This window comes from Streptomyces sp. R41, assembly GCF_041053055.1.
In the GTDB taxonomy this organism is placed as follows: Bacteria; Actinomycetota; Actinomycetes; order Streptomycetales; family Streptomycetaceae; genus Streptomyces.
Map to the genome: position 1 here is coordinate 7,360,400 of NZ_CP163443.1, position 17,434 is coordinate 7,377,833.

Annotated in this window: 15 protein-coding genes; 9 read left to right on the forward strand and 6 right to left on the reverse strand. The window is 71.1% G+C overall.

Annotated elements, in window-relative coordinates; all coding sequences use genetic code 11:
• Nucleotides 1-51: 51 nt before the first annotated feature.
• Nucleotides 52-1,485, reverse strand: a complete 1,434-nt coding sequence (locus AB5J53_RS33645) for a PucR family transcriptional regulator (protein ID WP_369249371.1) — start codon at nt 1,483-1,485, stop codon at nt 52-54.
• 168 nt (nt 1,486-1,653) lie between these two features.
• Here AB5J53_RS33645 and AB5J53_RS33650 point away from each other — a divergent pair, with 168 nt between their 5' ends.
• The 3 genes from AB5J53_RS33650 (at nt 1,654) to AB5J53_RS33660 (ending at nt 5,201) form a co-directional block, all read left to right on the forward strand.
• Complete coding sequence (locus AB5J53_RS33650) at nt 1,654-2,580, forward strand: proline dehydrogenase family protein (protein ID WP_369249372.1); 927 nt, start codon at nt 1,654-1,656, stop codon at nt 2,578-2,580.
• Between the two features lie 37 nt (nt 2,581-2,617).
• Nucleotides 2,618-4,249 (forward strand): L-glutamate gamma-semialdehyde dehydrogenase, encoded by a 1,632-nt coding sequence (pruA, locus tag AB5J53_RS33655; RefSeq protein ID WP_369249373.1) that lies wholly within the window; start codon nt 2,618-2,620, stop codon nt 4,247-4,249.
• A gap of 88 nt (nt 4,250-4,337) precedes the next feature.
• A complete protein-coding gene (locus AB5J53_RS33660) occupies nt 4,338-5,201 on the forward strand; it encodes an alpha/beta fold hydrolase (RefSeq protein ID WP_369249374.1) in 864 nt (287 codons plus the stop codon).
• An 87-nt stretch (nt 5,202-5,288) separates the two neighbouring features.
• Here AB5J53_RS33660 and AB5J53_RS33665 read toward each other — a convergent pair whose 3' ends face one another.
• Both AB5J53_RS33665 and AB5J53_RS33670 read right to left on the reverse strand, forming a co-directional pair.
• On the reverse strand, nt 5,289-5,495 hold the full coding sequence (locus AB5J53_RS33665) for a DUF5988 family protein (RefSeq protein WP_369249375.1): 207 nt from the start codon (nt 5,493-5,495) through the stop codon (nt 5,289-5,291).
• A gap of 143 nt (nt 5,496-5,638) precedes the next feature.
• On the reverse strand, nt 5,639-7,594 hold the full coding sequence (locus tag AB5J53_RS33670) for a glycoside hydrolase family 97 catalytic domain-containing protein (RefSeq protein ID WP_369249376.1): 1,956 nt from the start codon (nt 7,592-7,594) through the stop codon (nt 5,639-5,641).
• A gap of 153 nt (nt 7,595-7,747) precedes the next feature.
• Between AB5J53_RS33670 and AB5J53_RS33675 the strand changes: the two genes are divergently transcribed.
• Nucleotides 7,748-8,287 (forward strand): GNAT family N-acetyltransferase, encoded by a 540-nt coding sequence (locus tag AB5J53_RS33675; protein WP_369249377.1) that lies wholly within the window; start codon nt 7,748-7,750, stop codon nt 8,285-8,287.
• A 19-nt stretch (nt 8,288-8,306) separates the two neighbouring features.
• On the opposite strand, the gene AB5J53_RS33680 is transcribed toward AB5J53_RS33675, so the two are convergent.
• A complete protein-coding gene (locus AB5J53_RS33680; RefSeq protein ID WP_369249378.1) occupies nt 8,307-9,311 on the reverse strand; it encodes an NADP-dependent oxidoreductase in 1,005 nt (334 codons plus the stop codon).
• Between the two features lie 174 nt (nt 9,312-9,485).
• Between AB5J53_RS33680 and AB5J53_RS33685 the strand changes: the two genes are divergently transcribed.
• Entirely contained in the window at nt 9,486-10,385 is a 900-nt protein-coding gene (locus AB5J53_RS33685) for a LysR family transcriptional regulator (RefSeq protein WP_369249379.1), read from the forward strand.
• Here AB5J53_RS33685 and AB5J53_RS33690 read toward each other — a convergent pair.
• Nucleotides 10,348-11,301, reverse strand: a complete 954-nt coding sequence (locus AB5J53_RS33690; RefSeq protein ID WP_369249380.1) for a LysR family transcriptional regulator — start codon at nt 11,299-11,301, stop codon at nt 10,348-10,350. The two genes, AB5J53_RS33685 and AB5J53_RS33690, sit on opposite strands and share 38 nt — an antisense overlap.
• A gap of 66 nt (nt 11,302-11,367) precedes the next feature.
• On the opposite strand from AB5J53_RS33690, the gene AB5J53_RS33695 reads away from it, so the two are divergent.
• Both AB5J53_RS33695 and AB5J53_RS33700 read left to right on the forward strand, forming a co-directional pair.
• Nucleotides 11,368-12,801, forward strand: coding sequence for a DHA2 family efflux MFS transporter permease subunit (locus AB5J53_RS33695; RefSeq protein ID WP_369249381.1), 1,434 nt, complete (start codon nt 11,368-11,370; stop codon nt 12,799-12,801).
• Between the two features lie 204 nt (nt 12,802-13,005).
• Complete coding sequence (locus AB5J53_RS33700; protein WP_362510650.1) at nt 13,006-13,134, forward strand: hypothetical protein; 129 nt, start codon at nt 13,006-13,008, stop codon at nt 13,132-13,134.
• Nucleotides 13,135-13,273: 139 nt separating this feature from the next.
• On the opposite strand, the gene AB5J53_RS33705 is transcribed toward AB5J53_RS33700, so the two are convergent.
• Nucleotides 13,274-14,833, reverse strand: a complete 1,560-nt coding sequence (locus AB5J53_RS33705) for a purple acid phosphatase family protein (RefSeq protein WP_369249382.1) — start codon at nt 14,831-14,833, stop codon at nt 13,274-13,276.
• A gap of 142 nt (nt 14,834-14,975) precedes the next feature.
• On the opposite strand from AB5J53_RS33705, the gene AB5J53_RS33710 reads away from it, so the two are divergent.
• Nucleotides 14,976-16,019, forward strand: a complete 1,044-nt coding sequence (locus tag AB5J53_RS33710) for a 3-isopropylmalate dehydrogenase (RefSeq protein ID WP_369249383.1) — start codon at nt 14,976-14,978, stop codon at nt 16,017-16,019.
• 296 nt (nt 16,020-16,315) lie between these two features.
• Nucleotides 16,316-17,404 (forward strand): branched-chain amino acid aminotransferase, encoded by a 1,089-nt coding sequence (locus tag AB5J53_RS33715; RefSeq protein WP_369249384.1) that lies wholly within the window; start codon nt 16,316-16,318, stop codon nt 17,402-17,404.
• Nucleotides 17,405-17,434 lie beyond the last annotated feature (30 nt).

The window sequence follows — 17,434 nt, forward strand, 5'->3', positions numbered from 1 at the left end:
TGGAGGGGCCTTTACAGGGGTGCAGAGCCGGTTCCTGTCCCTGGAGAGGGATTAGAGCCGCGCCCCCTTCAACGCCATGTGCAGCAGCAGCCGGTCCTCGCCGTCGTCCAGGTCGAGGCCGGTGAGTTGCTCGACGCGCGAGAGACGGTAGTAGAGCGTCTGGCGGTGGATGCCCAACTCCGCCGCCGTGCGCCCGGCTTGGCCCGCGCAGTCGAGGAACACCTCGGTCGTGCGGGCGAGTTCGCGGTGGGCGGGGGCCAGCAGGACCCGTACCGCGGGGTCCTGGGCGGCCTCCGGAGGCAGGGACGTCAGGAGCCGGAACGGCCCGATGGACCCCCACTCGGCGACCGGGCCGAGGCGCGGCTCCGCCAGCACGGCGCGCGCGGCGGCGGACGCCTCCTGCCAGGCCGTGCCCAGCTCGGCGAGCCCGACGCGGGCGGTGGCGACCCCGGCCGCGGCCCGCCCGGGGCGATCACCTCCGGCCGCCCCGCCCGGTGCGGCTCCGGCTGTCCCGCCGTTCTTCGCCCCGCCGTATGCGGCACCGGCTGCCCTGCCGGGCTCTGTTCCACCCGGTGCGGCTCCGGCCGTCCCGCCAGGCTTCGCCCCGCCCGATGCGGCACCGGCCGCCCCGCCGGACTCAACCCCTCCCGATGCGCCACCGCCCGTGGACCGATCCGCCCCGCGGCCGCCCTCCGCCTCCCGCACGAACCGCGAAGCCGCCGTCAGTGCCGGAGTCAGTACGTCCGCCGACCGCAGTCGTACGAGCAGCGCCAGGCTCTGCCCGCTGGCCCCCCATGGCACCGTGCACAGCGCCGTCGCCCCCGGCACCGTACGGGCGGAAGGGGCGTCGTCCGGGTCGGCCGAGGGCCACGGGGCGACGCAGACGACGGTGTGCAGTCCGTCGCCGCGCGGGCCGAGGGCGGTGCGCAGTTCGGCGACGGCCATGTCGCGCTGCCAGCCGCGCTCGGCGGTGAGGACGGCGCGCAGCTCGCGGGTGAGGTCCGCGCCGGCCTGGGCCTCGTCGGCGAGCAGGGCGCCGATGCGGGAGGCGACCTCCATGGCGGCGGTGAGCTGGGCGTCGGTAGGTCCTGGCTCGTCGGCCAGCAGCCATACGTAACCGAGGACGACCCCCCGATGGCGTACCGGGAGGCAGATCCTTCCGCGGTACACCCCCGCTTCCGGAGTCGGCGGAATGCGCACCGGACCCGTCGCCCGTGCGATGCCGAAGCTCTCGAACCATGCCCGGACCGCCGAAGTGGAGCGGCGCGTGAGGATCGAGCGGGTGCGGACGGGGTCGAGGGAGGCCTCGTCGAAGTCGCCGTCGCTGTCGTACGCGCCGAAGGCGATCAGTTCGAAGTCGCGGTTCTCCAGGGTCGCGGGGGCACCGAGGAGCGCCGAGATCTCGTCGACCAGCTCCTGGTACTCACCGCGGCCTGCCCCGCGGACCACCTTGAAATCGCCCGTCACACGGGCATTCTGCCCCATTTTCCACGGCGCCTCATACAGATGTCTGAGATCCAGGGCACGGATGCGTGACAGCTGTCGATGGTCGACGATCGGAGGGATCCTTAGGTTTCACGGTGGTTCTCCGTGCCGTACCCGAAAAGTCTTCCAAGGGCCCGCGGCCGTCCGTTCTTTCCGTGGAGGTGCCCCGTGCTGGGTCCCGTGATTCTCGCCGCGTCGCGCAGCGACAAGATGCGCCGCTTCGTGTCGGCGGCCCCCGGCACCAAGCAGGTGGTCGCCCGCTTCATCGCCGGCGAGACGGTCGACCAGGTCATTCCGATCGTCCAGGACGCCGTCGCCAAGGGACTCGAGGTCACCCTCGACGTCGTCGGCGAGGACATCACCACCCGCGAGCAGGCCTGCGCCGCCCGGGACGCGTACCTGGAGCTCATCGAGCACCTGAAGGACCTGGACCTCGGCACCAAGGCGGAGATGTCCATCAAGCTGTCGATGTTCGGGCAGGCGCTGGAGGGCGGGCACGAGCTGGCCCTCGCCAACGTCCGCCCGGTCGTCGAGGCCGCCGCCGCGATCGGCACCACCGTCACGCTGGACGCCGAGGACCACACCACCCTCGACTCGATGTTCGCCATCCACGAGGAGCTGCGGAAGGACTTCCCGCAGACCGGCTGCGTCATCCAGGCCTACCTGTTCCGCACCGAGGCCGACGCCCGCCGCCTCGCCGCGAGCGGCAGCCGCGTACGCCTGGTGAAGGGCGCCTACAAGGAGCCCGCCGAGGTCGCCTACCAGCAGAAGGCGGAGACCGACAAGGCGTACGTCCGCATCCTGCGCATCCTTATGGAGGGCGACGGGTACCCGATGATCGGGTCCCACGACCCGCGCCTCATCTCCATCGCGCAGGAGCTCGCGCGCCAGGCCGGGCGCAAGCTGGACGAGTACGAGTTCCAGATGCTGTACGGCATCCGCGGCGAGGAGCACCTGCGGCTCGCCGCCGAGGGCCACCGCATGCGGGTCTACACCGCGTACGGCACCGACTGGTACGGGTACTTCATGCGCCGCCTCGCGGAGAAGCCGGCCAACCTCCTCTTCTTCGCACGCTCGATCCTCACCAAGGGCTGAGACCGAACCACCCGCTCATAAAGGAGTTACGGAACCCATGGACGCTGTGACCCAGGTCCCCACCCCCGTCAACGAGCCGGTGCACGGCTACGCCCCCGGCTCGCCCGAGCGCGCCCGTCTGGAGGCCAAGCTCAAGGAGCTGGCCGAGAACCCGATCGAGCTGTCGATGACCATCGGCGGCGAGAAGCGGCTCGGCGGCGGCGAGCGCTTCGAGGTCGTGCAGCCGCACAACCACAAGGCGGTCATCGGCACCGGTGCCCACGCCACCCAGCAGGACGCCCAGGACGCGATCGACGCGGCCCTGGCCGCCGCCCCGGCCTGGCGCGCGATGTCCTTCGACGACCGCGCCGCGATCATCCTGCGCGCCGCCGAGCTGCTGGCGGGCCCCTGGCGCGAGACCCTCGCGGCCTCCACCATGCTCGGCCAGTCGAAGACCGCCCAGCAGGCCGAGATCGACTGTCCCTGCGAGCTGGTCGACTTCTGGCGCTTCAACGTCAAGTACGCCCGTGACCTGCTCGCCGAGCAGCCCCCGGCCAACTCGCCGGGCGTCTGGAACCGCCTCGACCACCGCCCGCTGGAGGGCTTCGTCTACGCGATCACGCCGTTCAACTTCTCGGCGATCGCGGGCAACCTGCCGACCGCGCCCGCGCTGATGGGCAACGTCGTCGTCTGGAAGCCGTCCCCGACGCAGACCCACGCCGCCGTGCTGCTGATGCAGCTCCTGGAGGAGGCGGGCCTGCCCAAGGGCGTCATCAACCTCGTCACCGGTGACGGCATCGAGGTCTCCAAGGTCGCCCTGGAGCACCGCGATCTCGCGGGCATCCACTTCACCGGCTCGACCAAGACCTTCCAGTACCTGTGGAAGACGGTCGGCAACAACATCGAGAAGTACCGCTCCTACCCGCGCCTGGTCGGCGAGACCGGCGGCAAGGACTTCCTGGTCGCGCACCCCAGCGCCGACCGCGCCGTCCTCAAGACCGCCCTGACCCGCGGTGCCTTCGAGTACCAGGGCCAGAAGTGCTCGGCCACCTCCCGGGCGTACATCCCGGCCTCCATCTGGAACTCCGGTTTCAGGGAGGAGTTCGCGGCCGAGGTCGACTACCTGACCATGGGTGACGTCACCGACCTGTCGAACTTCATCGGCGCGGTCATCGACGAGCGCGCGTTCGCCAAGAACAAGGCCGCCATCGACCGCGCGAAGGCGGACGAGTCCTGCACGATCGTCGCGGGCGGCTCGTACGACGACTCGGTCGGCTACTTCGTGCGCCCGACGGTCGTCGAGTGCTCGGACCCGGAGAACGAGGTCTTCAAGACGGAGTACTTCGGCCCGTTCCTCGCCGTGCACGTCTACGAGGACGAGGCGTACGACGAGATGCTGACCCAGATGGAGTCGGCGTCCGACTACGCGCTGACGGGCTCGGTCGTCTCCAACGACCGCGCGGCGGCGGCGTACACGATGGACAAGCTCCGCTACGCGGCGGGCAACTTCTACATCAACGACAAGTCGACCGGCGCCGTCGTCGGCCAGCAGCCCTTCGGCGGCGGCCGCGCCTCGGGTACGAACGACAAGGCCGGTGCCCCGCAGAACCTGATGCGCTGGACGCTGACCCGCGCCATCAAGGAGACGCTGGTCCCGCCGACCGACTACGGGTACCCGCACATGGGCTGACACGCCCCCGCACACCCGGGCCGGGAAGCCCGACCCCCCGAGCAGGCTTCCCGGCCCGTTTCCATGTCCGCCCGGGCAGACTTGCCCCATGACCGGGACGCGGAGCGAGACGGTTGAGGCCGATGACGGGGGGCGCCTGTGGGCGGCGAGGTCGGGTCCGGGCGCGCCGCTGGTGCTGTGCCACGGCGGGCCGGGCCTGTGGGACATGTTCGCGGACGTGGCCGAGCTGCTGGCGGACGTGACCCCGGTCGTCCGCTGGGACCAGCGCGGATGCGGGCGGTCGGAGCGGTGCGCGGGCCCCTGGACGAGCGAGCGTTTCGTCGCGGATCTGGACGCCGTACGACGCCACTTCGGGCTGGAGCGGATGGCGCTGCTCGGCCACTCCTGGGGCGCCCAGCTGGCGCTGAGCTACGCGCTGGCCCACCCGCGGCGGGTGAGCGCGCTGGTGTACGTCTCCGGTACGGGCATCGGCCCGGACGCCGACTGGTACCCCGCCTTCGCGACCGGCTTCCTCGCCCGGCTCGGCGACCATCCCGAACGTCGGGCTCGTTGGGAAGAGTTGACGGACCGTCCGCTGCGGACCGAGGACGAGGACCGGGAGCGGGCGGTGCTCCAGTGGTCGACCGAGTTCGAGGACCGGGAGCGGGCGATGGCGCACGCCCGCCGCATGGCCGACCCCTGGTTCGGGGTCAATGACGCGTGCAACAAGGCCCTCAACGAGGAACGCAAGCGGATCTGGGGCAAGCAGGAGCTGTACGCCGCCTGCGCGTCCCTCGACGTGCCCGTGCTGATCGTCGACGGCGCCCGGGACATCCGGCCGCGCTCGGCGGTCGACTCGCTGGAGCGGGCGCTGCCGCGGGTACGCCGGGTGAGCCTGCCGGAGGCCGGGCACATGCCGTGGGTGGAGGACCCGAAGGGCTTCCGGGAGGCGGTGACGGCGGCGGTGCGGTGATCCGCCGCCCCTCGCCGCGCCGGACGTGGCGGCGGGTGACGGCGGCGGTACCGAGATCCGCCGTCCCCCGCCGCGCCGGACGTGGAGTTACCCGGCGAACTCCGTCCGCTCCCACCACTCGTACACGGGCAGCCTGCCCTCCGGGGTGTCCGCGTGCCGCGGGGTCGCCCTGAAGTGTTCGTATCCATTGCGCAACTCGATCTTCACATCCGTTCCAGGGGGCGGGATCGGGACGATCCGTTCGGGCAGGTCGTCCGGGCCGCCCTCGAGCAGTGCTTTGGTCGTGTCGCTCATGACGACACCGTTCCCCTTGCCGGAGCCCGATGCCGCATGCCGCGCGGAGGATCAGCCGTGTGGGCGATCCGCTGCTCGGCCGTGGGGGTCGCACGGGAAGCCGGTGGCCGCGGGTGCCGCCGTGCGGCCGCATCCCAGGTGGGTCAGTTCTCGCAGGTCGTACGGCCCTCGAGCGCGCGGCAGGCGATCGCCGCGAAACCGCCGTCCGCCGTCACCGGGACGGCCAGGGTGTCGCCACCGCGTACGGCATGCGTCTCGCGCACGAGCCCCGACGGGCCGTCCGTCACCGTCTCCACCAGCCAGTGGCCGGCGCCCAGGCGGATCGGTACGTCGACCGTGCGGGCCGGGCCGGTGAACGTGCCGCCGATGAACCAGCGGCCGTCGGCGGCCCGTCGCGCCAGGACCGCCGAGCGGCCCGGATCGCCGGTCAGGAGGCGGGTCTCCTCCCAGCGGGCGGGCAGCTGCTCCAGGTAGCGGCGGGCCTCGGGGCGCGCGTCATACGACTCGGGGGTTCCGGAGAGGTTCTGGATGCCGGACTCGTAGAGGACCGTCAGACCCAACTCGCCCGCGTCCGAAGCGACGTTCGGGCGGTACGGGCGGTGGAACGCGCCCGGCGTGAAGTCCATGGAGCCGATGACATTACGGGTGAAGGGGAGCGAGGCCAGCTGCTCCGGGGTGTTCGTGCGCTTCTCCTCGCCTCCGACGCCCTCCATCGTCATGACCTGCGGCCAGGTGCGCTGAATGCCCTTGGGGATCGTCGAGCCGTGGAAGTTCACCATGAGGTGGTGGCGGGCGGTCGACTCCAGCACGTCGTCGTACCAGCGCATCCGCTCCTGGGACTCCGAGTCCATGAAGTCGATCTTCACGCCCTTGACGCCCCAGCTCTCCAGGGTCCCGAGCCACTTCTCGCGCTCGGCCGGGTCGGTGAGCAGGCTGTAGTGCAGCCAGACGTGGATGCCGACGCCCTTCGCCGCCGCGTAGCGCACCAGCTCCGGCATCCAGCTGTCCGTCTGCCAGTTCGGGTCGACCACGTCCCAGGCGTCGGTCTTGAAGTACCAGCCCGCGTCCACGACTTCGTACGGCCAGCCGCGCTCGGCCGCGTAGTCCACGTACTTCTCCTGGGCCGCCAGGCTCTGCCCCGCCTCCTTGCCGCCCGCCAGCCAGGTCCACAGGGCCGGGCCCGGCTTGATCCATGAAGTGTCGCGGACACGGGACGCCGGGGCGAGGTCGTCCACGAAGGTCGACTCGGTGACGGTCGCGAGATCGCCGGTGACGAGTGCGCGCCAGGGGGTGGTGAGCGCGCCGGACGTCTGGACCGGCTCGTCGTTCCAGAGGCTCACGCCGTACGTCGACGAGTCCGCCGCGTGCGTCAAGTGGGCACCCGCGTAGCTGCCGTTGACGTCCGACTCGGCGATGAGGGCGTAGCCGCCGGGCGTCCCGAAGAGCCCCTGCATCATGTACGCGCCCGCCGGTGCCGCCGCGGCCGAGTCGTAGCGGGAGAAGCGGAGTTCGTTGTCCGCGCGGTAGCCGCCGAGGAGGGCGTTCGAACCGGCGGGGAGGGTGAAGGCCGAGGTCTCGCGCAGCACGTTGCCGTGGGCCCCCGGCAGGACGTAGCGGTAGGCGACACCGTCCGGGGCGACCCGGGTCACCAGGTCGAGCCGGGCACCGGCCGCCGTGCGGAAGTGGAAGCGGGCCTCGGTCATGTGGACGACGCGCTTGCGGGACTTGCCCGTCGGGCTCGTGTAGTGCTCGGTGACCGTGCGGTCGGAGCGTCCGGCGTAGGTCAGTCCCCGGGAGAAGTCGGCCTGTTCGGTGACCAGGCCGACCGGGGAGGGTTCCAGGACCGTTCCGCCGTCGCGTCTCACCGTGAGCGTCGCGTGCCCGTCGGCAGGATCGAGCGCGACGACCGCCGTCGGGGAGCCGTGGGGTCCCCTCACCTCCCAGGCCGCACTCGACGCGTCGGCGACGGCGCGGCTCGGCAGCGTGGTCGCGGCGGTGGCGAGCAGCGCGGAGCAGAGCGTCAACACGATGGTGCGGGCACGCAAGGGGGCCCTGCGAGCCCGCAACTGGGCCGTGCGGGCTCGTAATTGGACCGACATATGGAATCCTCCTTCTCGCAGTCATCCGATGATTGTGAGAGTGGAGGGGGTCTGTGGGGCTGTCAAGGTGTCTCACAGGATCAGAGGTAGGAGCAATCCGCGATGCGGTCGATCCGCTCCCGCACCAACGAGGGCCCCGTGAATACTGGGCCGATGACCACCCGACTGCGCACCGCCCACACGGCGGACCTCACCCCCGCCGAACTCCGTGCCGCCCGCGACCTCCTGGACGACGCCTTCGACGGGGACTTCAGCGACGAGGACTGGGACCACGGGCTCGGCGGCATCCACGTCCTGGTGCACGACGAGCGCGGTCTCGCGGCCCACGGTTCGGTGATCCAGCGGCGCGTCCTGCACCGCGGCCGCTCGCTGCGCGTCGGATACGTGGAGGCGGTCGGGGTACGTGCCGATGTGCGCCGCACGGGCCTCGGCGGACGGGTGATGGCCGAGCTGGAGCGGATCGTCGAGAGGGCGTACGGGCTCGGGGCGCTCTCCGCGAGCGAGGAAGGAGCCGCCCTGTACGCGGCCCGGGGCTGGCAGGTCTGGCCGGGCCGGATCTGGGCGCTCGGCCCGGACGGCATCGTGCGCCTGTCGGAGGAGGAGGGCACCACCTTCGTGCGCCCCGCGTCGGCCGGTCCCCTCGACCCGGCGCACGAGCTGGTCTTCGACTGGCGCGACGGCGACGTGCTCTGACCGGCCGTCACCGGACCATTCAGCCGGTTCGCGAGAGGTCGCGCACGATCATCTTGCCCGTGTTGCCGCCTCCTAGCATCGACAGGAACGCGTCCACGATCCGCTCGAACCCGTCGACGACCGTCTCGTCGAGCGCGAGCCGGCCACTGAGCAGATGCGGTACGGCGAACTCGTACAACTCCTCTTGTACGTCACGGTGGTCGCGCACCAGGAAGCCCTCGATGCGCAGGCTCTTCTCCACCACGTCGGCGTGGTCGAAGAGCACGGGCGGCGCGTCCGGCGTGTTGTACTGGCCGACCGTTCCGACCCGCACCACCCGCCCGCGCTCACGCAACGCGCCGATGCCCGCGCCGAGTTGTTCGCCGCCGACGTTGTCGACGAACACGTCGATGCCGTCCGGGGCGGCCTTGGCCAGGAGGTCGGCCATGGGCCCGGCGTGATAGTCGAAGGCCTCGTCGTAACCGACCCGTTCCTTCAGGTACGACACCTTCGCCGGGCTGCCCGCGCTGCCCACCAGCCGCCCGGCGCCCATCAGCCGGGCGAACCGCCCGGTCGCCGTACCGACCCCGCCCGCCGCCGCCGAGACGAACAGGTCCTCGCCTTCCCGGAGCCGGGCGATCCGTGTCAGGCCGACGTACGCCGTCAGGCCGGTGCCGCCGAGCACGCTCAGATACGCGGACAGCGGTACGCCCGCGTAGTGCGGGAGGCGTCTGGTCTCCGCCGCGCGCACGACGGAGTGGGTGCGCCAGCCCTCGCGGTGGAAGACGATCTCCCCCTCGGGGAGCGCCGGGTCCCGGGACTCGATCACGCGGCCCAGGGTGCGGCCCTCCAGCGGGGCGTCCAGCTCGAAGTCGCCGTCCATCATTTCGCGGTGGTACGGGTCGACGGACCAGTAGAGGTTCTCGACGAGGGCCGTGCCCGGGGCCGGTTCGGGCACGGGCGACTCGGCGAAACGGAAGTGGTCCCGGGTCGGGAAGCCGGTCGGGCGGGCGGTCTGCTGGACGGTGAGCGCGATGTCGTTCATGGAACGCGACCGTAAGGAGGAATGCGGCACCCGGGCAGAGGGTTGCGCTCATGGAACGGCCACTTCCATGAGCCGTGTTCATAGCAGCAGGTGGGGAGCCCTTCATGACGACAGCCGACCTTGCTCCGGAGGGGCCTCGATGAGCACAGCCGACCTCGCCCCGCGGGAGCGCCGATGAGCACAGTCGATCTCGCCCCGCAGGAGCTGCGGACCCTGGTGGCCGTCGCCCGCGAGGGCGGCTTCTCGGCGGCCGCCGGCACGCTCGGCATGACGCAGTCCGCGGTCTCGCACGCGGTGCGCGGCATCGAACGCAAGGTGGGCGTCGTGCTGTTCGAGCGCGGGCGGCGCGGGGCGCGTCCGACGGCCGCGGGGGAGCGGGCGGTGGCGCACGCACGGCGGGTGCTGCGGATGCTGGACACGCTCGTCGCGGAGGCGCGGGGCGCCGGCGCCGGACCGGACGGCGGGGACACCGTTGCCGGGCCGCTGCGCATCGCCGCCTTCCGCAGCGCGGCGCTGCATCTGCTGCCGCCCGCGCTGGAACGGCTGGCGGCCCGGCACCCCGGTATCGAGCCGACCGTGCGCGTCGTACGGGAGGTGGGGCCCGGCACGGCGGGTGAGGTGGCCGAGGGCCGCGCGGACGTCGGGATCGCCACCCTCGGCACGAACACGCCGGTGCCGCCGGAGCTGGTCGGCGACGTACTCCTGGAGGAGCCGTACGCCCTGGTGCACCCGGCCGGTCACCCGGACCCGCGCTCGCTCCCGCTGGTCGACTGGACCGAGAACTGCTCGTCCTACACCCGGACTTGGTGGGCGGCGCAGGACTGGATCCCCTGCGCCACGGTCCGCGCCGAGGACGACGGAGCAGTGCTCTCGATGGTGAGCAGTGGTCTCGGAATGGCCATCATGCCCGCGCTGTCCCTCACGAGTGCACCGCTCACAACCGAGATCACCGATCTCGGTCCGGAGCGCCCGACTCGCTCCGTCGGGTACGTCACCACGCCGGAGCTCGCCACGACGGTCGCCGTCCGCGCCCTGATCAGGGAGTTGCGGGCGCTGCATCCTCGCCAGGGGTGACCTTCGCGGCCACCCTGGCGAGCGCTCCCCGCAGCCACCGATGCGCCGGATCGGTGTCCACCCGTACATGCCAGGCCTGGCCTGTCGCGACCGTCGGCAGGTCCAGCGGAATCTCCAGCACCGCGAGCGGCAGCACGCGGGACGCCTCGATCGCGACCTCCGACGGGACCAGCGCCAGCGCGTCCGTGCGGAGGGCGAAGAAGCAGGCCGCGCCGTAGGTCGGGGCGGTGGCGAGAATGTCGCGGCGCAGCCCGAGTTCGGCGAGGCGTTCGTCCACCACGCTGTGTGTGCGGCCGCGCCGGGTCACCGTGATGTGTGGCAGCGCGGCGAACCGGACGGCGGTCAGCGGCCCGCTCGCGAACTCGGCGTCGGCGCGCGCGACGGCCACGTAGTGGTGCTCGTGCAGGGGCGAGCTGCGCACATCGTGCGGCAGTGGGTCAGGCAACTCGCCTACGTCCAGGTCGACATGGGTGCGCAGGTCCGCCGGATCCTCGTCGCCCTCGGGCAGCAGCCGCAGCCGTACACCGGGCGCCTCCCGGGCCGCCAGCTCCAGCAGCGGGGCACCCAGCGACATGGCGACCCCGTCGTTCGTGCGGATCCTGAACTCCCTTTGCAAGGTGGCGAGTTCCATCTCGCGCGGCGGCCGCAGCGCCGCCACCGCGTCCGCGAGGGCCGTCTGCACCCGGGGCTGCATCGCGAGCGCGCGCGGCGTGAGGGTCAGGCCCCGGCCCGACGGTACGAGGAGTGGGTCGCCGACCACCCGGCGCAGCCGGCCCAGGGTGCGGCTCATCGCCGAGGGGGACACGTTCAGCTCGGCCGCCGCGCCCGCGACGCTGCCCGCGCGGAGCAGGGCGTCCAGGGCGGGGAGGAGGTTCATGTCGGGAAGGGGTGCCGCCACGTCCGATGACTGCTGCATGAGACGCAATTCTGCATGAAGCAATCGGACCTTGTGTGCAGCAATGGTGGCCCCGAACCTGGATCCATGTTGGATTCGCGCCAGCGCGGCACCGCGCTCCTGGTCGCGGGCTGCTTCTTCATGGAGATGCTGGACGGCACGATCGTGTCGACGGCCGCCCCGCAGATAGCCCACGACCTGCACACCACCCCCGCCTCCGTGGGCCTGATCATCACGGCCTACCTCGTCACCCTCGCCGTCCTCATCCCCCTCTCCGGCTGGCTCACCGCCCGCTTCGGGTCGCGCCGCGTCTTCCTCGCCGCGATCGCGGTCTTCACCCTCGCCTCGCTGGCCTGCGCCGTCGCGCCCAACCTCGGCGTACTCGTCGGAATGCGCGTCCTGCAGGGCGTCGGCGGCGCGATGATGGTGCCGGTCGGCCGGCTCGTCGTCCTCGCCGGCACCGCCAAGCAGGATCTGCCGCGCGCGGTCGCCTACATCGTGTGGCCCGGGCTCGCCGCCCCGGTCGTCGCGCCCCTGCTCGGCGGAGTGATCACCACGTACGCCTCCTGGCACTGGATCTTCCTCCTGAACGTGCCCCTCGGCGCCCTCGCCCTACTCGTAGCGCGCCGCCTGATCGCGTCGGGCGCGCCGGGCAAGACACCGCCGCTCGACGTGACCGGCGTCCTGCTCACCTGCACCGGCCTCGCGGCCCTGACCTGGACCGCGCACCTGGTCTCGGAGACCCGGAGCACCTCGGCGGAGGCGGCCGTGTCCGGTGCGATCGCCGTCGTCGCCCTCGGAGCCGCCGTACGCCACCTGCTCCGCACCCCGCACCCGCTGGTCAACCTCCGCACCCTGGACGTCCAGTCCTTCCGGGCCTCGGCGCTCGACGGCTCGCTCTACATGGCGGTCGTCTCCGCCATCCCCTTCCTGCTGCCCCTGCTCTTCCAGGAGGTCTTCGGCTGGAGCGCGGTGAAGTCGGGCGCGGTCGTGCTCTTCGTCTTCGTCGGCAACATCGGGATCAAGCCCGCGACGACGTATCTGATCAACCGGTTCGGCTTCCGGCCGCTGCTGATCGTCTCCACGCTGGGGCTCGCGGCCGCGACCGCGGGCTGTGCGCTGTTCACCGCCGCGACGCCGGTCGCGGTGATCGCGGTCGTCGCGGCGCTCGGCGGCGTCGCCCGGTCGGTCGGGCTCAGCAGCTACGCGACGATCGCCTTCAGCGAGACCCCGCAGGAGCGGCTGCGCGACGCCAACGCGCTCTTCGCGACCTCCCATCAACTGGCCGCGGGCCTGGGCGTCGCCATTGTCACGGTCGCACTGCGCGGGGGCGCGGCGCTGACCGACGCAGCGAGCTCGGCGTACGCCGTCGCGTTCGTGGCGCTCGGCGTGCTCTGCCTTCTTCCGACGGTGGGCGCCCTCCGTCTGCACCCGGCGGCGGGTGACGCCGTTCGGACGGTCGTCCCAGGTCAGGGGCGTGTGACCCAATCCACCGTCTCAGATAGTAGGAAGTCCGAGTAATTGTGGAGACAGATGCCCGCTCCTCGCCTAGCTTTGTAGGAGCCGAACGTCTCGCTCGACCCAGCGAATGGCGGTCGTGAGCCGGAGCCCTTGGCAGGCAACCCCTGCGGCACCGCTCCCCGCCCCTTCCGGCGTCTCGTAAATTCCTCACCGCACTTCCGGCTGCCCTTCCCGGGCCTCTCGGAGGCAAGGAGTCGATTCATCATGGCCGAGACGACCGTCCGCCGAGTCCGTCACATCTCCCGTACGAGCGAGTCCGACCGCAAGAACGCCGCCGCCGCGCTCCAGCGCGCCCTCGACCGCAGGGACAACGGCGGCGCGACGGGTCACTGACCCGTCCACCACCTCACATACCGGGAGCCGCACCCGCACGGGGTGCGGCGCGAGGCTCCTGCCTCGCGCCGCACCTCGGAGTGCTGAGCCTCCGCGCCGCGCCTCGTAGGCTCAGCACTCCGAGGTGCGCCTCGCAGACTCAGCCGCTGCGCCGCACCTCGAAGTAGTCGATGCGCTCGCCGCTCTGCGCGAGTGCCGACACCTTGAGCTTGGGCGACGTGCCCGCCTCCACCTCCACCGAGAGGAAGGAGAAGCCGGTGTAGCGCACGCGCGACCACTCCACGGTGTCCTTGTTCTGATGCTGCGACTTCGTCCAGTGGAAGGTCTCGATGGACTCGCGGTGCGTGACCTTCCCCTCGTAGCTGTCCTTCACCCCCGCCGGGAACCGGTACAGGCTCTTGCCCGCCCCGCCCGCCGTGACGTACACGATCCCGTCCCGCGTCGGATCGGTCGACGCGCCGACCGGCACCTGCTTGCCCACCTCGCCGCCCTTGATGGCGTCGGTGCGCTCGTACACGTGGTTGTGCCCGTTGATCACCAGGTCCACCTGGTGCTTGGCGAACAGCGGCAGCCAGGCGTCCCGTACGCCCCCGTCGGAGGCGTGCGTCGACGTCGAGTACGCGCAGTGGTGGAAGAAGACGACGATGAAATCGACCGTCTTGCGCAGTTCTCCGAGCCGCTTGTCGAGCCAGGCCGTCTGCTTGCCGTCCGTGTAGCCCTTGTTGGCGGGGATCTCGTACGACACGTCGTTCGCGTCCAGTGCCACGATCCCGACATTGCCGTACGTGAACGAGTAGACGCCGAGTGCCTTGCGCGCGTCGAAGCCGTTGTCCGGGAGCGTCCAGCGCGCCGACTGGCCCCCGTACCCGTTCGACGAGTACCACGCCTCCATGTCGTGGTTGCCGGTCGTCACCATCCACGGCACCGACTTCGCCACCGACTCGGTCTGCTTGAGGAACAGGTCCCAGGCGCTGGGATCGTAGACGTCGGAGTCCTTGCCGAGGCCGACCGAGTCCGCGTAGCAGATGTCGCCCGCGTGCAGATGGAAGGACGGGTGCCGGCCGAGGAGCGCCTTGTCGTTGGCGAGTGCGTCGGGGGTGACGCCCTGGTCGCCGAAGGCGGTGAACACGAACTTCCCGGGACCGGCGGGCGCCGTACGGAAGGAGCCGACCGTGGAGTGCCGCTCCCGCGACGCGGGGTCGAATCCCTCGTGGCCGACGCCGTAGTAGTACGTCGTGCCGGGGCGCAGGCCGTCGAGCGCCGCGTGCAGGTAGTACTGGTCCAGCGCGAACCGCTGCCCCGCGAGCCCGGGTGTGTGCAGATCGCGGACCTCGGCCTCGATCTTCCGGCTCAGTCCCCAGGGCGTCAGCCCCACCCGTACGTACGGCTTCTTGACCGCGAACGGCACCTGCCAGGAGATCCGCATCTGGGTCTTGGGGTCCGCGCCGAAGGCGAGGTGGCGGCCGAAGGGCACGACGACGGAGCCGGGTACGCGGCTGGTGGCGGGGCTCGGCGTCGTGGTGGACGTGCGCGTCGCCGTCCCCGAGGCGCAACCGGCCAGCAGCCCGCCGCCCGCGAACGCGCCCGCCGTCACCAGCGCGCGGCGCCGCGTGAGCTTCGTCCGCAGATACTCGTGCTGCTCCGCCATGCTCATACCGCGCGCGAGCTGCTCGGGAATGCCGACGTCAGGGGTGTCCATGACTGGGAACTTCCCAGCAAGCCCCAACAGCCGCCATACGTAAGGGTGAACACAGCCTTACGAGTGTCCTCCGCGACACTCCGGAATGTCCGTATGGCGGACACCGCATGTCATCCCATGGGACAAGGAGTACGGTGCCGTCATGTCTCGCAGCATCAATCTCGCAGTGATTCCCGGTGACGGCATCGGCCAGGAGGTCGTGGCCCAGGGGCTCAAGGTCCTCTCCGCCGTCCTTCCCCAGGATGTGAAGCTGGAGACCAAGGAGTTCGACTTCGGCGCCAGGCGGTACCACGCCACCGGTGAGACCCTCACCGAGGCGGACCTGGACGCCCTGAAGCAGCACGACGCGATCCTGCTCGGCGCGATCGGTGACCCCTCCGTCCCGTCCGGTGTCCTGGAGCGCGGCTTCCTGCTGAAGCTCCGCTTCGCCTTCGACCACCACGTCAACCTGCGTCCGTCGAAGCTGCTGCCGGGTGTCGCCACCCCGCTGGCCGGCGAGCCGCAGATCGACTTCGTCGTGGTGCGCGAGGGCACCGAGGGCCCGTACACCGGCAACGGCGGCACCATCCGCAAGGGCACCGAGCACGAGGTCGCCACCGAGGTCTCCGTGAACACGGCCTTCGGTGTCGAGCGGGTCGTCCGCGACGCCTTCGCCCGCGCCCAGGCCCGCCCGCGCAAGAAGCTGGCGCTCATCCACAAGAACAACGTGCTGACCTTCGCCGGCCACCTGTGGACGAACGTCTTCAACAAGGTGGCCGAGGAGTTCCCCGAGGTCACCACCGAGTACATGCACGTGGACGCGGCGACGATCTATCTCGTCACGCAGCCCGAGCGCTTCGACGTGATCGTCACCGACAACCTCTTCGGCGACATCATCACCGACCTCGCCGCGGCCGTCTCCGGCGGCATCGGCGTCGCCGCCTCCGGCAACATCAACCCGAGCGGCGAGTTCCCCTCGATGTTCGAGCCCGTGCACGGCTCGGCCCCCGACATCGCGGGCCAGGGCAAGGCCGACCCCAGCGCCACGGTCCTGTCCGTCGCCCTCCTGCTGCGTCACCTCGGCTACGAGACCGAGGCCGCCCGCATCGAGGACGCCGTCGCGGCCGACCTCGCCGAGCGCGTGGGCAAGCCCGCCCGCAGCACCGATGAGATCGGCGACGCGCTCGCCGTACGAGTAGCCGGCTGACCCTCCCCCACTGCCAAAGGGCGTGGGGGGACCCCCACGCCACTTACGTTTCGTAGTAGCCGCCGGGTCGCATCCGCACCCGGCGGCTTTTCCTATGCCCTCGCCGGGTGCCACCATCAACCCCTGGGCAATCCCAAGGGCCGCATTCACGCCGTTTTCGTCCACGGGTCCCCGCGCGCGATAATCGAACGCGGAGCCGCGGAATGAGGGAATGCTCGGACGTCCTAACACTGGCCACTGGCAGTTTGGGGCGTGAGCGCGGCCAGTCACACACAACCGGTGAAGGACAATCACTCATGACGCAGCCCACGATCGAGCTCAAGCCCTCCGCCACTCCGCTCTCCGCCGCGGAGCGCGAGGCGATCCTGGCCAACCCCGGGTTCGGCCGCCACTTCACCGACCACATGGTGACGATCAAGTGGACGGAGGGCCGCGGCTGGCACGACGGCCAGCTCGTTCCGTACGGCCCGCTCTCCCTCGACCCGGCGAACATGACCCTGCACTACGCGCAGGAGATCTTCGAGGGCCTCAAGGCCTACCGTCGGCCCGACGGCTCCGTGGCCACGTTCCGCCCGGACAAGAACGCCAAGCGCTTCCAGGCCTCCGCCCGCCGGCTCGGCATGCCGGAGCTGCCGGTGGAGACGTTCATCGAGGCCTGCGACGTGCTGGTCCAGCAGGACCGCGCCTGGGTTCCGGCGCACGGCGGCGAGGAATCGCTCTACCTCCGCCCCTTCATGATCGCGACCGAGGTCGGCCTGGGCGTGAAGCCCGCCAACGAGTACCTCTTCCTCGTCATCGCCTCGCCCGCGGGCGCCTACTTCGCGGGCGGCGTGAAGCCTGTCTCCATCTGGCTGTCGGAGGACCGCGTGCGCGCCGTCCCCGGCGGCATGGGCGACGCGAAGACGGGCGGCAACTACGCGGCCTCTCTCCTCGCCCAGGCCGAGGCCGCGGCGAAGGGCTGCGACCAGGTCTGCTACCTCGACGCGGTCGAGCACAAGTGGGTCGAGGAACTCGGCGGCATGAACCTGTACTTCGTGTACGGCGACAAGATCATCACCCCGTCCCTCACCGGCTCCATCCTGGAGGGCGTCACCCGCGACAGCCTTTTGACGGTCGCCCGCGACCTCGGCTACGAGTCCGAGGAGGGCCGCGTCTCCATCGACCAGTGGCAGCGCGACGCGGAGAACGGCACGCTGACCGAGGTCTTCGCCTGCGGCACCGCCGCCGTCATCACGCCCGTCGGCACGGTCAAGCGCACCAACGCCGAGTGGCAGCAGTCGGGCGGCGAGCCCGGCAAGGTCACGCTGAAGCTGCGTGAGGCACTGCTCGACATCCAGCGGGGTGTCACCGAGGACAAGCACGGCTGGATGCATCCGCTGGGCTGAGGCGAGCGGGACGGGGTCCGCGCCGGTGCA